Origin of the sequence: Endozoicomonas sp. ALD040, from assembly GCF_049275945.1 — a bacterium.
In the GTDB taxonomy this organism is placed as follows: Bacteria; Pseudomonadota; Gammaproteobacteria; order Pseudomonadales; family Endozoicomonadaceae; genus Endozoicomonas_A.
In genome coordinates, this window is sequence record NZ_CP184829.1 from 3,739,228 (window position 1) to 3,756,675 (window position 17,448).

8 protein-coding genes are annotated in these 17,448 nt (G+C 45.5%); 1 reads left to right on the forward strand and 7 read right to left on the reverse strand.

Features of this window, described 5'->3' with window-relative positions; genetic code table 11:
* Nucleotides 1-148: 148 nt before the first annotated feature.
* The gene (locus ACOJUN_RS13635; protein WP_422132489.1) at nt 149-5,089 is read left to right on the forward strand and encodes a hypothetical protein; all 4,941 of its coding nucleotides are present in this window, start codon (nt 149-151) and stop codon (nt 5,087-5,089) included.
* A 100-nt stretch (nt 5,090-5,189) separates the two neighbouring features.
* Here the strand turns inward: ACOJUN_RS13635 and ACOJUN_RS13640 are convergent, their stop codons facing one another.
* The 7 genes from ACOJUN_RS13640 to ACOJUN_RS13670 form a co-directional block, all read right to left on the reverse strand.
* The gene (locus tag ACOJUN_RS13640; RefSeq protein WP_422132490.1) at nt 5,190-5,780 is read right to left on the reverse strand and encodes an RING finger domain-containing protein; all 591 of its coding nucleotides are present in this window, start codon (nt 5,778-5,780) and stop codon (nt 5,190-5,192) included.
* 218 nt (nt 5,781-5,998) lie between these two features.
* Nucleotides 5,999-6,604, reverse strand: coding sequence for an RING finger domain-containing protein (locus ACOJUN_RS13645; RefSeq protein WP_422132491.1), 606 nt, complete (start codon nt 6,602-6,604; stop codon nt 5,999-6,001).
* A 282-nt stretch (nt 6,605-6,886) separates the two neighbouring features.
* The gene (locus ACOJUN_RS13650; RefSeq protein WP_422132492.1) at nt 6,887-8,698 is read right to left on the reverse strand and encodes a WD40 repeat domain-containing protein; all 1,812 of its coding nucleotides are present in this window, start codon (nt 8,696-8,698) and stop codon (nt 6,887-6,889) included.
* A 351-nt stretch (nt 8,699-9,049) separates the two neighbouring features.
* Nucleotides 9,050-10,843, reverse strand: a complete 1,794-nt coding sequence (locus tag ACOJUN_RS13655; protein ID WP_422132493.1) for an F-box/WD repeat-containing protein — start codon at nt 10,841-10,843, stop codon at nt 9,050-9,052.
* A gap of 153 nt (nt 10,844-10,996) precedes the next feature.
* Nucleotides 10,997-12,784 carry a WD40 repeat domain-containing protein gene (locus ACOJUN_RS13660; protein WP_422132494.1) on the reverse strand — a complete coding sequence of 596 codons (1,788 nt, stop codon included), beginning with the start codon at nt 12,782-12,784 and terminating at the stop codon, nt 10,997-10,999.
* 437 nt (nt 12,785-13,221) lie between these two features.
* The gene (locus tag ACOJUN_RS13665; protein ID WP_422132495.1) at nt 13,222-15,012 is read right to left on the reverse strand and encodes a WD40 repeat domain-containing protein; all 1,791 of its coding nucleotides are present in this window, start codon (nt 15,010-15,012) and stop codon (nt 13,222-13,224) included.
* A gap of 461 nt (nt 15,013-15,473) precedes the next feature.
* A complete protein-coding gene (locus tag ACOJUN_RS13670; protein ID WP_422132496.1) occupies nt 15,474-17,306 on the reverse strand; it encodes an F-box/WD repeat-containing protein in 1,833 nt (610 codons plus the stop codon).
* Nucleotides 17,307-17,448: the final 142 nt, after the last annotated feature.

A 17,448-nucleotide genomic window follows, 5' to 3' on the forward strand; every position in this document is an offset into this window, starting at 1 on the left:
TATCGAATGAGCGTAAAACCCCAAGATGGGTATTCTTCCGTTTCATTGGATAATGTGGTTCGTGTGAACCGTCGATTTCGATTAATCTCAAAACACAATGATGCACTACACTAGGTTCCCTATAGACGTCTTATAAGGAACCATGGAAATGATTGATTTTCAGCGCTGTTTTGCTTTTTTAATCCCTCCTCTATTTCTCTTAAAGACTCTTAGCCTGCAAGCTCAGATCACCACTCAATCTACAACCGCTGTTCCTATAACCGCTGTTCCTACAACCGATGTTCCTACAACCGATGCTCCTACAACCGATGCTCCTACAACCGATGCTCCTACAACCGATGCTCCTACAACCGATGCTCCTACAACCGATGTTCCTACAACCGCTGTTCCTACAACCGCTGTTCCTATAACCGCTGTTGCTACAACCGCTGCTCCTACAACCGATGTTCCTACAACCGATGTTCCTACAACCGATGTTCCTACAACCGATGTTCCTACAACCGATGTTCCTTCAACCGATGTTCCTACAACCGATGTTCCTATAACCGCTGTTCCTACAACCGATGTTCCTTCAACCGCTGTTCCCACAACCGATGTTCCTACAACCGATGTTCCTACAACCGATGTTCCTACAACCGCTGTTCCTTCAACCGCTGTTCCCGCAACCGATGTTCCTACAACCGATGTTCCTACAACCGCTGTTCCTAAAACCGATGTTCCTTCAACCGCTGTTCCCACAACCGATGTTCCTTCAACCGATGTTCCTTCAACCGCTGTTCCCACAACCGATGTTCCTACAACCGATGTTCCTATAACCGCTGTTCCTACAACCGCTGCTCCTACAACCGGTGCTCCTACAACCGATGTTCCTACAACCGATGTTCCTACAACCTATTCTCCTGCAAGCCCTCCTCTAAGGGTACCATGCGATTCTCTTAAAGGTCAGACGACAGGGGTTTATCAACGGCTAAACCAATATTCAAACCTTGTTAGGGGACGACAGTGCATTGTTCTCAGTACCAACTCTTCAGAGAATTTAAGTAAGTTGCTAAATGAGGTTCCAAAGAACACCGTTATATTGCTCTCTTCCGAAACTGCTTCTGGCGCAACGCTTTCTCCATCCGTTATTACCCCCTCATCAGGTAAAATCCCGGTTGTGTATCTAATTGACAGTGAAATAGTTTTGAAGGATGGTCAGGACATTATCGGGGCTCCAAATGAAGGTTACGAAATCGTCATCTCGCCTGATGCAACTTATACAGATTTATATATGATCAAGTTTGGGTCCTTTAACTACTTTAGTTTCAATGAAACAAAAGACAGCCATATAAGACACATTACTTTCCAGCCAACTGCACCTAATGGCCGCAAACCAATTGGTCCTATTATTACAGCACGTTGTATTAACCGGAGACTGATTGTAGAAAACAACGTATTCAATCTTAATTGCCAGACCGGAGTTAGAATTGATTGCAGACTTCCTCTGAATGCATCTGTTAATGATTTGCACCAGGGTCCGGCCCTGATGTTCACCAATAACAGGGTTACTGCTGATACCATCGAATCATGGGGCGGCGACTATATTCCCGATGGAGGGCTATTTATTAAACTTCCCGCCATCAAAAACCAGTCAAAAAGGATTGCTGTTAACGGGAACACATTCCAGGGCAATATGGGGTGGGTGGCTGAGTTACATATTGGACCGGGAAGCAGTATCGATATCTTTAGAAACATGGTTGACATTGACAATGCTGGTGAGATTTTGTGGGAAATTGTGTCGCCGGTATTTAAAAAAGAAAAATTTGGTTTCTCTCTTGTCGGTCATTCGGATACCAATGAAGAACCTCCTGTTTATAATCTTGTGGGCAATCAGATCAGGGTAAAAAATACAGCTTTAGATATCAAAGGAATCGTTCAGCTGGCCCTCGCTTGCAACCACTTTCAAGCGGTCAAACTCTGGCGACAAGAGCAGCATGAATACAGCATTAAAACCACAGATCCATTATCATTGGTGGGTAATTGCGAAAGATTCACGAATTCAAGCATGGCAACTGTCGGCCCAACCACACTTTCCGAGATTGTGAATATCTGGACACCCATCGAGAATTCCACAGCCAGTGCTTTAAGTGGACTCACCAACCTCGAGGGTCAATTCTACTTTAACTCATCAGTCTGCCTGACAGTCAATTTGTCCCCTGTTACTCCTTCCGGGCAGGCCTCCACTTCATCAGCAGATACAAAAGTCATGACGACTCTGTTGGGTGCCATGACCAGTCTGACAGTCGATTTGTCCTCTGTTACTCCTTCTGGGCAGGCCTCCACTTCATCTGCAGGTGTCATGACGACTTTGTTGGATGCTATGACCAGTCTGACAGTCAATTCGTCCTCTGTTTCTCCTTTTAACAATGCCTCCACTTCATCAGCAGGTACAAAAGTCATGACAACTATGTTGGGTGTTATGACCAACCTGACCGTCAATTCGTCCTCTGTTACTCCTTTTTACCAGTCCTCGACTTCATCAGAGGGTACCAAAGTCACGAGCACTGTGTTGGATGTCATGACCAGTCTGCCTACAACCGGTGCTCCTACAACCGATGTTCCTATAACCGCTGTTCCTACAACCGATGTTCCTACAACCGGTGTTCCTATAACCGCTGTTCCTAAAACCGGTGCTCCTACAACCGCTGTTCCTTCAACCGATGTTGCTACAACCGCTGTTCCTACAACCGATGTTCCTACTCCTACAACCGCTGCTCCTACAACCGATGTTCCTACAACCGCTGCTCCTATAACCGCTGTTCCTACAACCGCTGCTCCTGCAACCGCTGTTCCTACAACCGCTGTTCCTACAACCGCTGTTCCTACAACCGCTGTTCCTACAACCGCTGTTCCTTCAACCGCTGTTCCTACAACCGGTGCTCCTACAACCGATGTTCCTTCAACCGATGTTCCTTCAACCGATGTTCCTATAACCGCTGTTCCTACAACCGATGTTCCTACAACCGCTGCTCCTACAACCGATGTTCCTATAACCGCTGTTCCTACAACCGCTGTTCCTACAACCGGTGCTCCTACAACCGATGTTCCTTCAACCGCTGTTGCCTCAACCGATGTTCCTACAACCGCTGTTCCTACAACCGCTGTTCCTACAACCGCTGCTCCTACAACCGCTGCTCCTACAACCGCTGTTCCTATAACCGATGTTCCTACAACCGCTGTTTCTATAACCGCTGCTCCTACAACCGCTGTTCCTACAACCGATGTTCCTATAACCGCTGTTCCTACAACCGCTGTTCCTGCAACCGATGTTCCTACAACTGCTGTTCCTACAACTGCTGCTCCTACAACCGATGTTCCTACAACCTATTCTCCTGCAAGCCCTCCTCTAAGGGTACCATGCGATTCTCTTAAAGGTCAGACGACAGGGGTTCATCAGCGGCTAAACGATTATAAAGACCTTGTTAGCGGACGACAGTGTATCGTTCTCAGTACCAACTCTTCAGAGAATTTAGGTAAGTTTATAAATGAGGTTCCAAAGAACACCGTTATATTGCTTTCTTCCGAAACTGCTTCTGGCGCAACGCTTTCTCCATCCGTTATTACCCCCTCATCAGGTAAAATTCCGGTTGTGTATCTAATTGACAGTGAAATAGTTTTGAAGGATGGTCAGGACATCATCGGGGCTCCAAATGAAGGTTACGAAATCGTCATCTCGCCTGATGAAAGTTATACAGATTCATATATGATCACGTTCGGGTCCCTTAAGTACTTTAGTTTCGATGAAACAATGGACAGCCGTATAAGACACATTACTTTCCAGCCAACTGCACCTAATGGCCGCAATCCAATTGGCATTATTACAGTACGTTGTATTAACCGGAGACTGTTTGTAGAAGACAACGTATTCAATCTCAATTGCCAGAACGGAGTTAGAATTGATTGCAGACTTCCTCTGGATGCATCTGTCGATTTTAGGCACCAGGGTCCGAGCCTGATTTTTGCCAATAACATGGTGACTGGTGATACCATCGAATCATGGCGCCGCGACTGTATTCCCAATGGAGGGCTATTTGTTAAACTTCCCGCCATCAATAAACGGTTCATGGCGATCGGTGTTTATGGGAACAAATTCCAGGGCAAGATGGGGTGGGTGGCTGAGTTACATATTGGACCGGGAAGCAGTATCGATATCTCTGGAAACGAGATCGACATTGACAATGCAGGTGAAATTTTGTTCGAAACTGTGTCGCCGGGATATAAAAAAGAACAGTTTGGTTTCTCTCTTGTCGGTCATTCGGATACCAATGAAGAACCTCCTTTTTATGTACTCGTGGGCAATCAGATCCGGGTAAAAAATACAGCTTTAGATATCAAAGGAATCGTTGACCTAGCCCTCACTTGCAACCACTTTCAGGCAGTCAAACTCTGGCGACAAGAGCAGCATGAATACAGCATTAAAAGCACAGATCCACTGGTTTGGGCATATAATTGCGAAAGCTTCGTGAATCCAGGCAATGCAACTACCGGCCCACTTACATTTTCCCAGCATGTGAATATCGCATTGAATACCTGGACACCCATCGAGAATTCCACAACCAGTGCTTTAAGTGGACTGACCAACTACGAGGGTCAATTCTTCTTTAACTCATCAGACTGCCTGTATTTCCCGACACCCATCGAGAATTCCACAGCCACTGCTTTAATTGGAATGGCCAACTTCGAGGGTCAATTCTACTTTAACTCATCAGCCTGCCCGACAGTCTATTCGTCCTCTGTTACTCCTTCTGGGCAGGCCTCCACTTCATCAGCAGGTGTCATGACGACTTTGTTGGATGCCATGACCAGTCTGACAGTCAATTCGTCCTCTGTTTCTCCTTTTGACAATACATCCACTTCATCAGCAGGTACAAAAGTCATGACAACTATGTTGGGTACTATGACCGACCTGACAGTCGATTCGTCCGCTGTTGCTCCTTTTAACCAGTCCTCGATTTCATCAGAGGGTACCAAAGTCACGAGTACTGTGTTGGATGTCATGACCAGTCTGACCCTGATTTTGAGCCTGTACCTGAACATACCTCCGACGTAAAAAGGCTGTCGAAAAAGTGCTGTGCTTTTCTCGCTACTTTTGCAACAAGCTCAGCCTGGTGAGGGGTTTGCGTGAATTGAAAATCAATATTCCAGGAGCCTTATGGATCCAGATGAGAACTAATACTGGACCAAACTCCGCAAACGTATGCACCAGTAGCAAAACCAGCAAAATGAGAAGCAGAAAGGTAGCCATAAATTGCAAAAGCTATAGGACAACCGGCAACGCCAATAACCGCACCCGTAAACGCGAAAAGTTTTAAGTCAGCCAGGCTATTTGCCGCTCCAAAAACAGATCCAGTTGCAATGGCTGTACTTACACCAGCAGCCAGGGCAGACTCAACATCACCAGTCTCAAGGTCAATAATGCCGGAGGCACCAATAAAGATTGCCGAAGTGATAGCAGAGCTAGCAGCACAAATAAAAACATCAGTAGCAATTTGAGAAACTTTTCTGATTACCCGTTCACGCAATGAACGAGTAAGAGGCATACTCTCAAGGATAAATGACGGCACTTCAGACCTACAAATAGGACATTTCTTAGATCGGTCAAACCATTGAGCAATGCATTTTCTTCCAAAGACATGAGTCTCATGACACGGGAGAACTACTTTATCATCACATCGAAGATCTTCATTATCATTTTCATTAAAAGACTCGAAACAGATTTGACATACATCCGCAACATTCATCGAAAATAAACTCCATCTCTGTTCAAATATCTGGACACCCATCGAGAATTCCACATCCAGTGCTTTAAGTGGACTGACCAACTTCGAGGGTCAATTCTACTTTAACTAATCAATCTGCCTGACAGTCAATTCGTCCTTCCAGGAGCCTGACCTCCACTTCATCAGCGGTTATAAAAGTCATGACGACTTTGTTGGGTGTGACCAGTCTTCGCGTTTCTTTATGGGTGTAGATTAGTTAAGGGCCAAGTTCCGCCAACGAGTGCACCAACAGTAAAACCAGCAAAATGAGAAGCAGCAAGGTAGCTATAACTTCCAAAAGCTACAGGACAACAGGCAAAGCCAATAGCCGCACCTGCCAACCCGAAAGGTCGTAAGTCAGCCAAGCTATTTCCCGCTCCAAAAGCAGATCCAGTTACAATAGCTGTACTTACACCAGCAGCCAAAGCAGAGTCAACAGCAACAGTCCCAGCCAAACCAGTGCCGAGGCTAATAGCGCCGAAAGCACCAATAAAGGTTGCTGCAGTAAGAGCAGAGCTAGCAGCACTAATAAAAGTATAATTAGCAATTTGAGAAATTTTTCTGATTACCCGTTCATGCAATGGACGAGCAGGAGGCATATTCTCAAGAATAAATGACGGCTCTTCAAATCTACAAATAGGACATTTCTTAGATTGGTCAAACCATTGAGCAATGCATTTTCTTCCAAAGACATGAGTCTCATGACACGAGAGAAATACTTTATCATGACATCGAAGATTTTCATGATCATTTTCATTAAAAGTCCCGAAACAGATTTGACATACATCCGTAACATTCATCTTCATAAAATAAACTCCATTTTTGTTGATTGGTTAATGATTAGATAAAAAACCGGGAGAAAAGTTCACCAAATTTTATGACTTATCCTGTGACAAGCTGTTATTTACCTGCGGTTGACAGGGATATTCAAACGTTAATTCAGTAAGTTAGAGTCAGCTCTAGCACGAAAGTTTTTGAGATTGATGCAAGCGTAACGTTGAACCTTACATGAGATTCCCCAAGCGTTTGGGAAGTAGCATCAGCTGGGTCTGGAAAGAGGTGTTGCAGAAGTATAATGAGGGTTTGGGTTAATGAGTAACAGTAAACGATCGGTCAATCATGCATAGTTTTGTGATTTTCGCCCTGTTACCTCCATGTATAGTCAACACATGACCATCCAAGCTGAAGATGGCCGATTTGATCTCAGTATTATCGCAAATGACTGCTTTTTCTTTCCATAATCCATCGCTCCCCAGGCCGTAAATTATCGCCTTACCCTCGGTACTGCAGGTGACCACATGGTTGCCACCGATGCTGAAGGTTGCCGGTCCGACACTAATATCATGGGAAATGGTAGCTTTCTTCTCCCAGGATCCATTGTCCTTCCGGCTATAGACTTTCACCGTGTGATCCTCACTGCAGGTGATCACATGGCGGCTATCGGCGCTGAATTTGGCTGAGCGGATCTTAAGGTTATGGGAAATGATCATTTTTTCTTCCCATGATCCATCGTCCTTCTGGCCATAGATTTTCGCCACTTTATCTATACCGTGGGTGACCACACAGCGGCTATCGGAGCTGAAGGTGGCTGAGAAGACCCAATCATCGTGGGTAATGATAGCTTTTTTTTCCCATGAGCCATCGTAGTTCTTGCCGAAGATGATCGCCCTGCCGTCCATACTGGCGGTCACCACACAGCGGCTATTGAGGCTGAAGGTGGCTGACCAGACTCCATCATCATGAGAAATGATGGCTTTTTCTTCCCATGAACCATCGGCCTCCAGGCCATAGATTTTCACTTTGTTATCTGCACTGCGGATTATCACATGGCGACCATCGGCGCTGAAGGTGCCTGAGTTGAGCCCGTTATCATGGGAAATAATGGCTTTTTCTGCCCATGACCCATCGTTCTTCCTGCCATAGATTTTCGCTTTGCCATCAAAACTGGCGGTCACCACATATCGGCCATCGGCGCTGAAGGTGACTGAGCGTAAAAAATTATTGTGGCGAATGATGGCTTTCTCTACCCATGACCCATCGGCCACCTTAGCATAAATTTTTGCCTTGCCATCTCTACTGGCGGTCACTGCATAGTGACTATCGGCACTGAAGGTGGCTGAGTGGACAGAGTCGTCATGGGGAATCGTTGCTTCTTCCCAGGATCGGTCGTCCTTCTTGCCATAAATTTTCGCCCTGCCACCTATACTGGTAGCCACTAAATAGCGGCCATCGACACTGAAGGTGACCGATTTGACACAGTAGTTATTGGGGATAGTGCCTTTTGCTTCCCAGGATCCATCGCTCTCCTGGCCATAGATTTTCCATGTTTTAGAGTCACAGGCGATCACCAAGTTGCTGCCATCGCCGCTGAAGGCAGCTAAGTGCTCTGAACTATCGCAGAGGATGCTGGCTTTAGTCTCTAATTTAAATGTTTTACATTGAGACATCAGTTTAGTCAGAGTGGAAAAGAACAGAGCAGGAAAATAAATACTCGCCTGGCGATCCATAATTGACTTAACTAATGCCTCATCCTTTGTAAAACGCTGCAACCATTTCTGGAGTTCATCTTTATCTTTTGTAGCGACAATTGTCTTTAGTAAAGTCTGGTGTGATGAAGCCAACCGGCGATACCACGCCCTTGCCAATGCAGCATCATTTTTGAGCCTCTTATTAATGTCTGAATTTGCCCGTGTTAATTGAATAATGTCATGAGCCCGCAAATAGGTGAAAATTTTGGATTGAACTCCCGGGGGCAAATCGAGCAATAATGAAAACTCATTCTTGTCACGTACAATGACGTTCCTGCCCATAGTGGTACAACCTGGTGTATCTGATGGTGGTTGACCTGGTTTTGATGAGGGTGGAATACTTCTACCGGAATTGTTATTCAGGCAATCCATAGTTCGTTTTCCATCGTTGTTATTTATCCCTGATTGGCAAGGATATTCAAAATTCATTCTGCAGCTTAGAGTCGGTTTTAGTAGGAAAGTTCACAATATGGATCTAATCGTAACGAACAAGAAAACAGGGCTTTGATCCGGGAAAATGATCAATAACCAGAAAGCGGGTTTCTATCTTTCAGAACATGCAGAATGGCACTCTGGGTCAGCACCTGTAACCCACCAAAAAACATTTACCTGCTGAACCTTGCATGAGACTCCCCAAGCGTTTGGGAAGCAGCATCAGCGGGGTCTGGAAAAAGCGTTGTTGAAGAATAATGTAGGTCTGGGCTAATGAGTGACAGTAAACGATCAGTCCTTCATTGATAGTTCAGTGATTTTCGCCGTGTCATCGTCATGGATGGTCAACACATGGCCATCGGCGCTGAAGATGGCTGTCCTGATCCCTTCGCGATGAGAAATGGCGGCTTTTATTTTCCATGATCCATCGCTTACCAGGCCACAAATTTTCACCGTTTTATGGTTACCGGCAGCGACCAGATGGCGGTCATCGAGGCTAAAGGTTGCTAATATGACATCACCATAGGCATGTGAAATAATGGCTTTTTCTTCCCAGGATCCATTGTCCTTATGGCCAAATATTTTTACCTTGCTATCTTCACCTCTGGTGATCACATGGCGGCCATCGACGCTAAAGGTTGCTGATATAATTTTCAAATAGTGGGAGATGATCATTTTTTCTTCCCACGATCCATCGTCCTTCTGGCCATAGATTTTTGCCACTCTGTCTACACTGCGGGTGACCACAGAGCGGCTATCGGAGTTGAAGGTGGCTGAGAAGACCCAATCATCGTGGTAAATAGTGGCTTTTTCTTCCCATGATCCATCGTCCTTCTTGCCGTAGATTATCGCTCTGCGATCGTCACTGGAGGTCACCAAGTGGCGGTTATCGGCGCTGAATGTCGCTGAGTTGATGTCTTTATTATGGGAAATGATGGCTTTTTCTTCCCACGAACCATCGGCCTTGAGGCCATAGATTTTCACCTTGTGATCGATACTGCGGGTCACCACATGGCGATCATCGGCGCTGAAGGCGGCGGATTGGACCCATTTATCATGGGAAATAATGGCTTTTTCTATCCATGAACCGTCGTTCTTCTTGCTATAGATTTTCGCCTTGCCATCAAAACTGGCGGTCACAATATGGCTGCCATCGGTGCTGAAGGTGGCTGATTGGAGCGATTTATCATGGGAAATAGTGACTTCTTTTACCCATGAGCCATCGTCCTTCTTGCCACAAATTTTCGCCTTGTTATTTTTAGTGGTGATCACTACAAAGCGGCCATCGGTGCTGAAGCTGGCTGAGCAGAGCGAGTCGTCGTGGGAAATAGTCACTTCTTCCCATGATCGTTCGTCCTTCTGGCCATAAATTATCGCCTTGTCATCTCTATAGACAGCCACCACATAGCGGCCATCGGCACTGAAGGTGACCGATTTGAAACAGTATTCATGGAAGATAGTGCCTTTTTCTTCCCATGATCCATCGCTCTCCTGGCCATAAATTTTCCATGTTCCGAAGTCACAGGCGATCACCAGGTGGCGTCCATCGTCGCTGAAGGTAGCTGAGTTCTCTCGACTGCTACAGGGGATGCTCGCTTTAGTCTCTAATTTAAATGCCTTACATTGACACATCAGTTTAGTGAGAGTGGAAAAAAACAGAGCAGGAAAATAAATACTCGCCTGGCGATCCATGATTGACTTAACTAATGCCTCATCCTTTGTAAAACGCTGCAACCATTTCTGGAGTTCATCTTTATCTTTTGTAGTGACAATTTTCTTTAGTCGAGCCTGGTGTGATGAAGCCAACCGGCGATAACATGCCCTTGCCATTGCATCATCATTTTTGAGCCTGTTGTTAATGGATGAATTTACCCGTGTTAACAGGGCAATATCACGAGCCTGCAAATAAGTAAAAATTTTGGATTGTATATCCTCGGGTAAATCGAGCAATAATGAAAACTCATTCTTGTCACGTGCAATGACGTTCCTGCCCATAGTGGTACAACCTGGTCTATCTGATGGTGGTTGACCTGGTTTTGATGAGGGTGGAGTAATTCTAACGTAATTGTTATTCAGGCAATCCATAGTTTGTTTTCCATCGTTGTTATTTATCCCTGATTGGCGAGGATATTCACAATTGATTCTGCAGCTTAGAGTCGGTTTTAGTAGGAAAGTTCACAGGATTGATCTAATCGTTACCAATAAGAAAACAGGACTTTGTTTTGGGAAAATGATCAGTCATTCATCCATCCATAGCTCACTGATTTTCGCCATGTTATTGCCATGGATGGTCAACACATGACCTTCGGCGCTAAAGATGGCTCGTCTGATCCCTCTGCGATGATAAATGGTGGCTTTTTTTTGCCATGGTCCATCGCTTACCTGGCCATAAATGTTCGCCATTTTATCGCTACCGGCAGTGACCAAATGGCGGCCATCGACGCTCAAGTTTGCTGATATGACATCATCGTGGGTAATGATAGCTTTTTCTGCCCAGGAGCCATTGTCCTGATGGCCATAGATTTTCACTTTGCTATCTCCACCGCGGGTGATCACATGGCGGCTATCGAAGGTAAAGGTTGCTGAACAAATATACAAATAATGGGGGATTGTCGTTTTTTCTTCCCATAAGCCATCGTCTTTCAGACCATAGATTTTCGCCTTTTCATCTTTACTGTGGGTGACCACAGAGCGGCTATCAGGGCTGAAGGTGGCTGACCAGACACAATCATCATGGTTAATAGTGGCTTTTTCTTCCCATGATCCATCGTCCTTCTTGCCAAAGATGATCGCCCTGCCATCCGTACTGGCGGTGACCACACAGCGGCTATTCGGGCTGAAGCTGGCTGAACAGACTCCATCATCATGATAAATGATGGCTTTTTCTTCCCATGAACCATCGGCCTCCAGGCCATGGATTCTCACTTTGTTATCGGCACTGCGGGTCACCACATGGCGGCCATCGGCGCTGAAGGTGGCTGAGTCGACCCGGTTATCATGGAAAATAATGGCTTTTTCTGCCCATGACCCATCATTCTTCTTGCTATAGATTTTCGCCCTGCCATCAAGACTGGCTGTCACCACATGGCTGCCATCGGCGCTGAAGGTGATCGAGCTTAAAAAATTATTGTGGCGAATGATGGCTTTTTCTACCCATGACCCATCGGTTAACCGGCCATAAATTGTTGCCTTTCCATCTTTACTGGCGGTCACTGCATAGTGACCATCGGCGCTGAAGGTGGCTAAGCGTAACGAATCGTCGTTGGAAATAGTTTCTTCTTCCCATGATTGTTCGTTCTTCTTGCCATAAATTTTCGCCTTGCCAAATATAGTGGTGGTCACTACATAGCGGCCATCGGCACTGAAGGTGGCAGATCTTACATCGTCATCATGGGAGATAGTGCCTTTTGCTTCCCATGATCCATTGCTCTCCTGACCATAGATTTTCCATGTTTTAAAGTCACAGGTGATCACTAAGTGGCGGCCATCGTCACTGAAGATAGCTGAGTTCTGTTGACTACTACAGCGGATGTTGGCTTTAGTCTCTAATTTAAATGTCTTACATTGACACATCAGTTTAGTGAGAGTGGAAAAAAACAGAGCAGGAAAATAAATACTCGCCTGGCGATCCATGATTGACTTAACTAATGCCTCATCTTTTGTAAAACGCTTTAACCATTTCTGGAGTTCATCTTTATCTTTTGCAGCGACAATTGTCTTTAATAGAGTCTGGTGTGATGAAGCCAACCGGCGATACCATGCTCTTGCCATTGCAGCATCATTTTTGAGTCTGTTGTTAATGTCTGAATTTGCCCGTGTTAATTGGGTAATGTCATGAGCCCGCAAACAGGTGAAAATTCTGGATTGTATTCCCGGGGGCAAATCGAGCAATAATGAAAACTCATTCTTGTCACGTACAAAGACGTTCCTGCCCATAGTGTTACCACTTGGTGTATCTGATGGTGGTTGACCTGGTCTTGATGAGGGTGGAGTACTTCTACCGGAATTGTTATTCAGGCAATCCATAGTTTGTTTTCCATTATTTATCCCTGATTGGCAAGGACATTCAAAATTGATTCTGCAGCTTAGAGTCGGTTTTAGCAGGAAAGTTCACACTAAGTACTCAACCATACGAAATCATATTTTCTGACTTATTGTTCAGGCACTCGCGGCAACTGCTCCTGCGTTGCTCTAGCTCCTGCATCCATGCAGTCGTGATGCGTTGCAACTCTGGTCACATAGCTTGCTATGTTCCCGTCGTTGCGCCTTGCAGAGCACCTGCCCAATAAGCCAGAAATATTCGATTCCGTATGGCTGAGCGCTTATTGATCTAATCCTCAGCGGGGTCTGGAAAGAGGGTTTGTAGAATTCGTTGCGGGTACCCTTTTGCGCTCAAGTTATCGTGCTGAGCTGGTGTTGCAGAAGAATAATGCGGATCTTGGCTAATGAGTGACAGCAAACAATTAGTCGTTCATCTGTAGTTCAGTGATTTTCAACGTTCCATCACCATGGATGGTCAACACATGGCCGTCCGTGCTGAAGGTGGCTGATTCGATGGAACTATGATGGGAAATGATGGCTTTTTGTTCCCAAGTCCCATCACTCTGTCGGCCATAAATTATCGCAGTGCCATCTCTACTGGCGGTGATCACATGTTGGCTATCGGGGCTGAAGGTGGCTGAGAAGACCCAATCATCATGGCAAATAGCATCTTTTTCTTCCCATGTTCCATCGTCCTTCTTGCCGTAAATTATCGCTATGCCATCGTCACTGGAGGTCACCAAATAGCGGCTATCGGGGCTGAAGGTGGCTGAGTTGACCTCTTCATCATGGGAAAAGATGGCTTTTTCTTCCCATGAACCATCGTCCTCCAGGCCATAGATTGTCACAATGTGATCGTCACTGATCGTCCTCACATAGCGACCATCGGGGCTGAAGGTGGCTGACCTGACACAATCGTCATGGGGAATAATAGCTTTCTCTATCCACGACCCATCGTTATTCCTGCCATAGATTTTCGCATTGCCATCAAAACTGGCGGTCACCACATGGCGGCCATCGGTGCTGAAGGTGGCCGATGCTACTAACATATCGTGGGTAATGACGGCTTTTTCTGTCCACAAGCCATCTTCCCCCTGGCCATAAATTTTCGCCGTGCCATCTCCACTGGCGGTCACCACATAGCGGCCATCGGTGCTGAAGGTGGCTGATTTGACCCATTTATTATGGGAAATAATGGCTTTTTCTTCCCATGATCCTTCGTCTGTCTTGCCATAGATTTTCGCCTTGCCGTCTCCGTCGGCGGTCACTACATAGCAACTATCGACGCTGAAGGTGGCTGAGCAGACCCATTCATCATGGTAAATAGTGGCTTTTTTTTCCCATGATCCTTCGTCATTCTTGCCATAGATTTTCGCCTTGCCGTCTTTACTCCAGCTCACCAGATGGCGGCTATCGGCGCTGAAGGTGGCTGAATTGATCCAGTTATCATGGGAAATAGTGGCTTTTTCTTCCCATGATTGTTCGTCCTTCTGGCCATAAATTTTCGTCTTGAAATCGTCAGCAGCGGTCACTACATAGCGGCCATTGGCACTGAAGGTGACCGTACAGACACGGTTATCATGGCAGATAGTGCCTTTTGCTTCCCATGATCCATCGCTCTTCTGGCCATAGATTTCCACTGTTTTACAATTGACGCTCACTAGATGGCGACCATCGGCACTGAAGGTAGCTGAGCCGGTCTCGCCATCACAGGGGAGTGTGGCTTTTGTCTCTAATGCAAATGTTTTACATTGAGTCATCAGTTTTGTGAGAGTGAAATAGAGCAGGACAGGAAAGTGAATACTCGCCTGGTGATCCATGATTGACTTCACTAATGCCTCATCCTTTGTAAAACGCTTTAACCATTTCTGGAGTTCATCTTTATCTTTTGCAGCGACAATTGTCTTTAGTAGAGTCTGGTGTGATGAAGCAAAATGGCGATACCATGCCTTTGCCATTGCAGCATCATTTTTGAGCCCGTTGTTAGTTTGTGAATTTGCCCGTGTTAATTGGGTAATATCATGAGCGCGCAAATAGGTGAAAATTCTGGATTGTATTCCCGGGGGCAAATCGAGCAATAATGAAAACTCACTATTGTCACGTACAATGACGTTCTTGCCCATAATGGTACCACTTGATGTATCTGACGGAGGTTGACCTGATGCTGATGAGGGTAGAGTAACATCACAGGAATTTTTATTTATGCAATCCATTGTTCGTTTCTCTTTCTCCGTAGATAGTGTTTAACCTTGAATAGCAAGGATATTTAATATTGATTCTGTGATTTTGACTCGGTTTTAGTATTAAAGTTCACTATCTATCTCTGAACATGCAATGTGAAGTTTGATTTAAAAGTCGGGACTACTGAAATGTGAGTTTTTCTAGCAGCCTGTTGGACTTAAGCGTCCGTAGCGAGGATTGCAAGAAATTGAGGATGAAAATCTCTGTTTCTGAGGAGAATAGCGAGCTATTTGACGAAGAAACAGAGATTTTTAGACCAATTTATTGCAACCGCAGTAGGACAGTCTTAAGTCCGACAGGCTCCTAGCCATCTGATATCAGCAGGCATTAGCCGCACAAAGCAAGATCGAAGCTAATCAGAAATTTTGGTATGGCCAACGAAATCTTCCAGCTGATGCACCTTCGGTACACGGCTGAATGGAACAGCGAACCATCATTCATTCATACTTAGTTCAGTGATATTCGCCGCACGATCGTAGATCACCATCAGGGCATTATTGACGCTGGGGGTGGATTTTCGGTCGATGGTCAATACCAGACCATCGTTGCTAAAAGTGGATATTAGGACAGTACCTTGATGGGAAAGGGTGGCTTTTTCTACCCATGATCCATCGCTGTTCTGACCATAAATTTTCGCCTTGCCATCGAAACAGGCAGTAACCACATGGCGGCCATCGACGCTAAAAGTGGCTGATCTAATACTATTGCCATGGGAGATGATGGCTTTTTGTTGCCATGTTCCATCGTACTTCAGACCGTAGATTTTCAACTTGTGATCTTCACTGCGGGTGATCACATGGCGGCTATCAGCGCTGAAGTTAGCTGATACGATCCGGTTTTCATGAGAAATGATGGCTTCTTCTTCCCATGAATCATTGTCTTTCTGGCTATAGATTTTCGCTTTGCCATCGAAACTGCCAGTCAACACATGGCGGCTATCCGGGCTGAAGGTGGCTGAGTTGACCCATTTATCATGGGAAATAGTGGCTTTTACTTCCCATGATCCATTGTCAGTCAGGCCATGGATTCTCACCTTGTGATCGCTACTGGCAGTCAATATGAAGCCGTCATTGGCGCTGAAGGCTGCTGAGTAGAACCAGCTATTATGGAAAATAGTGGCTTTTTCTTTCCATGACCCATCATCCAGGCCATAGATTTTCACCTTTTTATCTCCGGAGCGGGTGAACACGTAGCGGCCACTTGCGCTGAAGTTAGCAGAGTGGACCTGGTCATCGTGAGAAATAATGACTTCTTCTGCCCATGACCCATCGTCCCTCAGACCATAGATTTTCGCCTTGCCATCTTCACTGGCCGTCACTAGATAGCGGCTATCAGCGCTAAAGGTTGCCGAATTGACCCAATAATCGTGGTGAATAATAGCTTTTTCTTCCCATGATCCATCGTCCTTCTGGCCATAAATTTTCGCCTTCTTATCGTAACTGGCGGTCACTACATAGCGATCGTCGGCGCTGAAGACGGCTGAGTTGATAAAGCGATGATGGTTAATAGTCGTTTTTTCTTCCCATAATCCATCGTCATTCTTGCCACAGATTATCGCCTTGTAATCGTCATTGACGGTCAACAGGTAGCGGCTATTGGCGCTGAAGGTGGACGATATGACGTAGTCATCATAGGAGATAGTGCCTTTTGGTTGCCATGACCCATCGTCCTTTCGGCTGAAGATTTTCATCCATGTGTCTTCAGTATGAGCCAATACATGGCGGCCATCGGCGCTGATGACAGCTGATTTTAACCCACCATTACAGATGAGGCTGGCTTTTGTCTCTAATTTAAATGTTTTACATTGAGACATCAGATTAGTGAGGCTGAAAAAGAACAGAGCAGGAAAATGAATACTCGCCTGGCGATCCATGATTGACTTCACTAATGCCTCATCCTTTGTAAAGCGCTGCAACCATTTCTGGAGTTCATCTTTATCTTTTGCAGTGACGATTGTCTTTAGTAGAGCCTGGTGTGATGAAGCAAACCGGCGATACCACGCCCTTGCCATTGTGGCATCATTTTTGAGCCTGTTGTTAATGGATGAATTTGTCTGTGTTAAATGGGCAATATCACGAGCCTGTAAATAAGTAAAAATTTTGGATTGCATATGCTCGGGTAAATCGAGCAATAATGAAAACTCATTGTCATCACGTACAATGACGTCCTTGCCCATAATGGTACCCATTGGGGTCACTGATGGCGGTTGTTCAGGTGTTGATGAGGATGGCGCACTTCTAAAGGATTTGTTATCTATGCGATCCATTGTGTGTTTTCCATAGTTGTTATTTATCCCTGATTGGCAAGGGTATTCAAGATTGATTCTGCAGCTTAGAGTCGGTTTTAGCAGGAAAGTTCACACAATTGATCTAATCGTAAGTACCTGGCCAGGTACTTATAGCAAACCA

Excerpts from the sequence above, each read along its gene's own strand:
- ACOJUN_RS13655 (WP_422132493.1), bottom strand. The coding sequence starts at position 10,843 with ATGGATTGCCTGAATAACAATTACGTTAGAATTACTCCACCCTCATCA.
- ACOJUN_RS13640 (WP_422132490.1), bottom strand. The coding sequence starts at position 5,780 with ATGAATGTTGCGGATGTATGTCAAATCTGTTTCGAGTCTTTTAATGAA.
- ACOJUN_RS13660 (WP_422132494.1), bottom strand. The coding sequence starts at position 12,784 with ATGGATTGCCTGAATAACAATTCCGGTAGAAGTACTCCACCCTCATCA.
- ACOJUN_RS13645 (WP_422132491.1), bottom strand. The coding sequence starts at position 6,604 with ATGAAGATGAATGTTACGGATGTATGTCAAATCTGTTTCGGGACTTTT.
- ACOJUN_RS13670 (WP_422132496.1), bottom strand. The coding sequence starts at position 17,306 with ATGGATCGCATAGATAACAAATCCTTTAGAAGTGCGCCATCCTCATCA.
- ACOJUN_RS13665 (WP_422132495.1), bottom strand. The coding sequence starts at position 15,012 with ATGGATTGCATAAATAAAAATTCCTGTGATGTTACTCTACCCTCATCA.
- ACOJUN_RS13635 (WP_422132489.1), top strand. The coding sequence starts at position 149 with ATGATTGATTTTCAGCGCTGTTTTGCTTTTTTAATCCCTCCTCTATTT.
- ACOJUN_RS13650 (WP_422132492.1), bottom strand. The coding sequence starts at position 8,698 with ATGGATTGCCTGAATAACAATTCCGGTAGAAGTATTCCACCCTCATCA.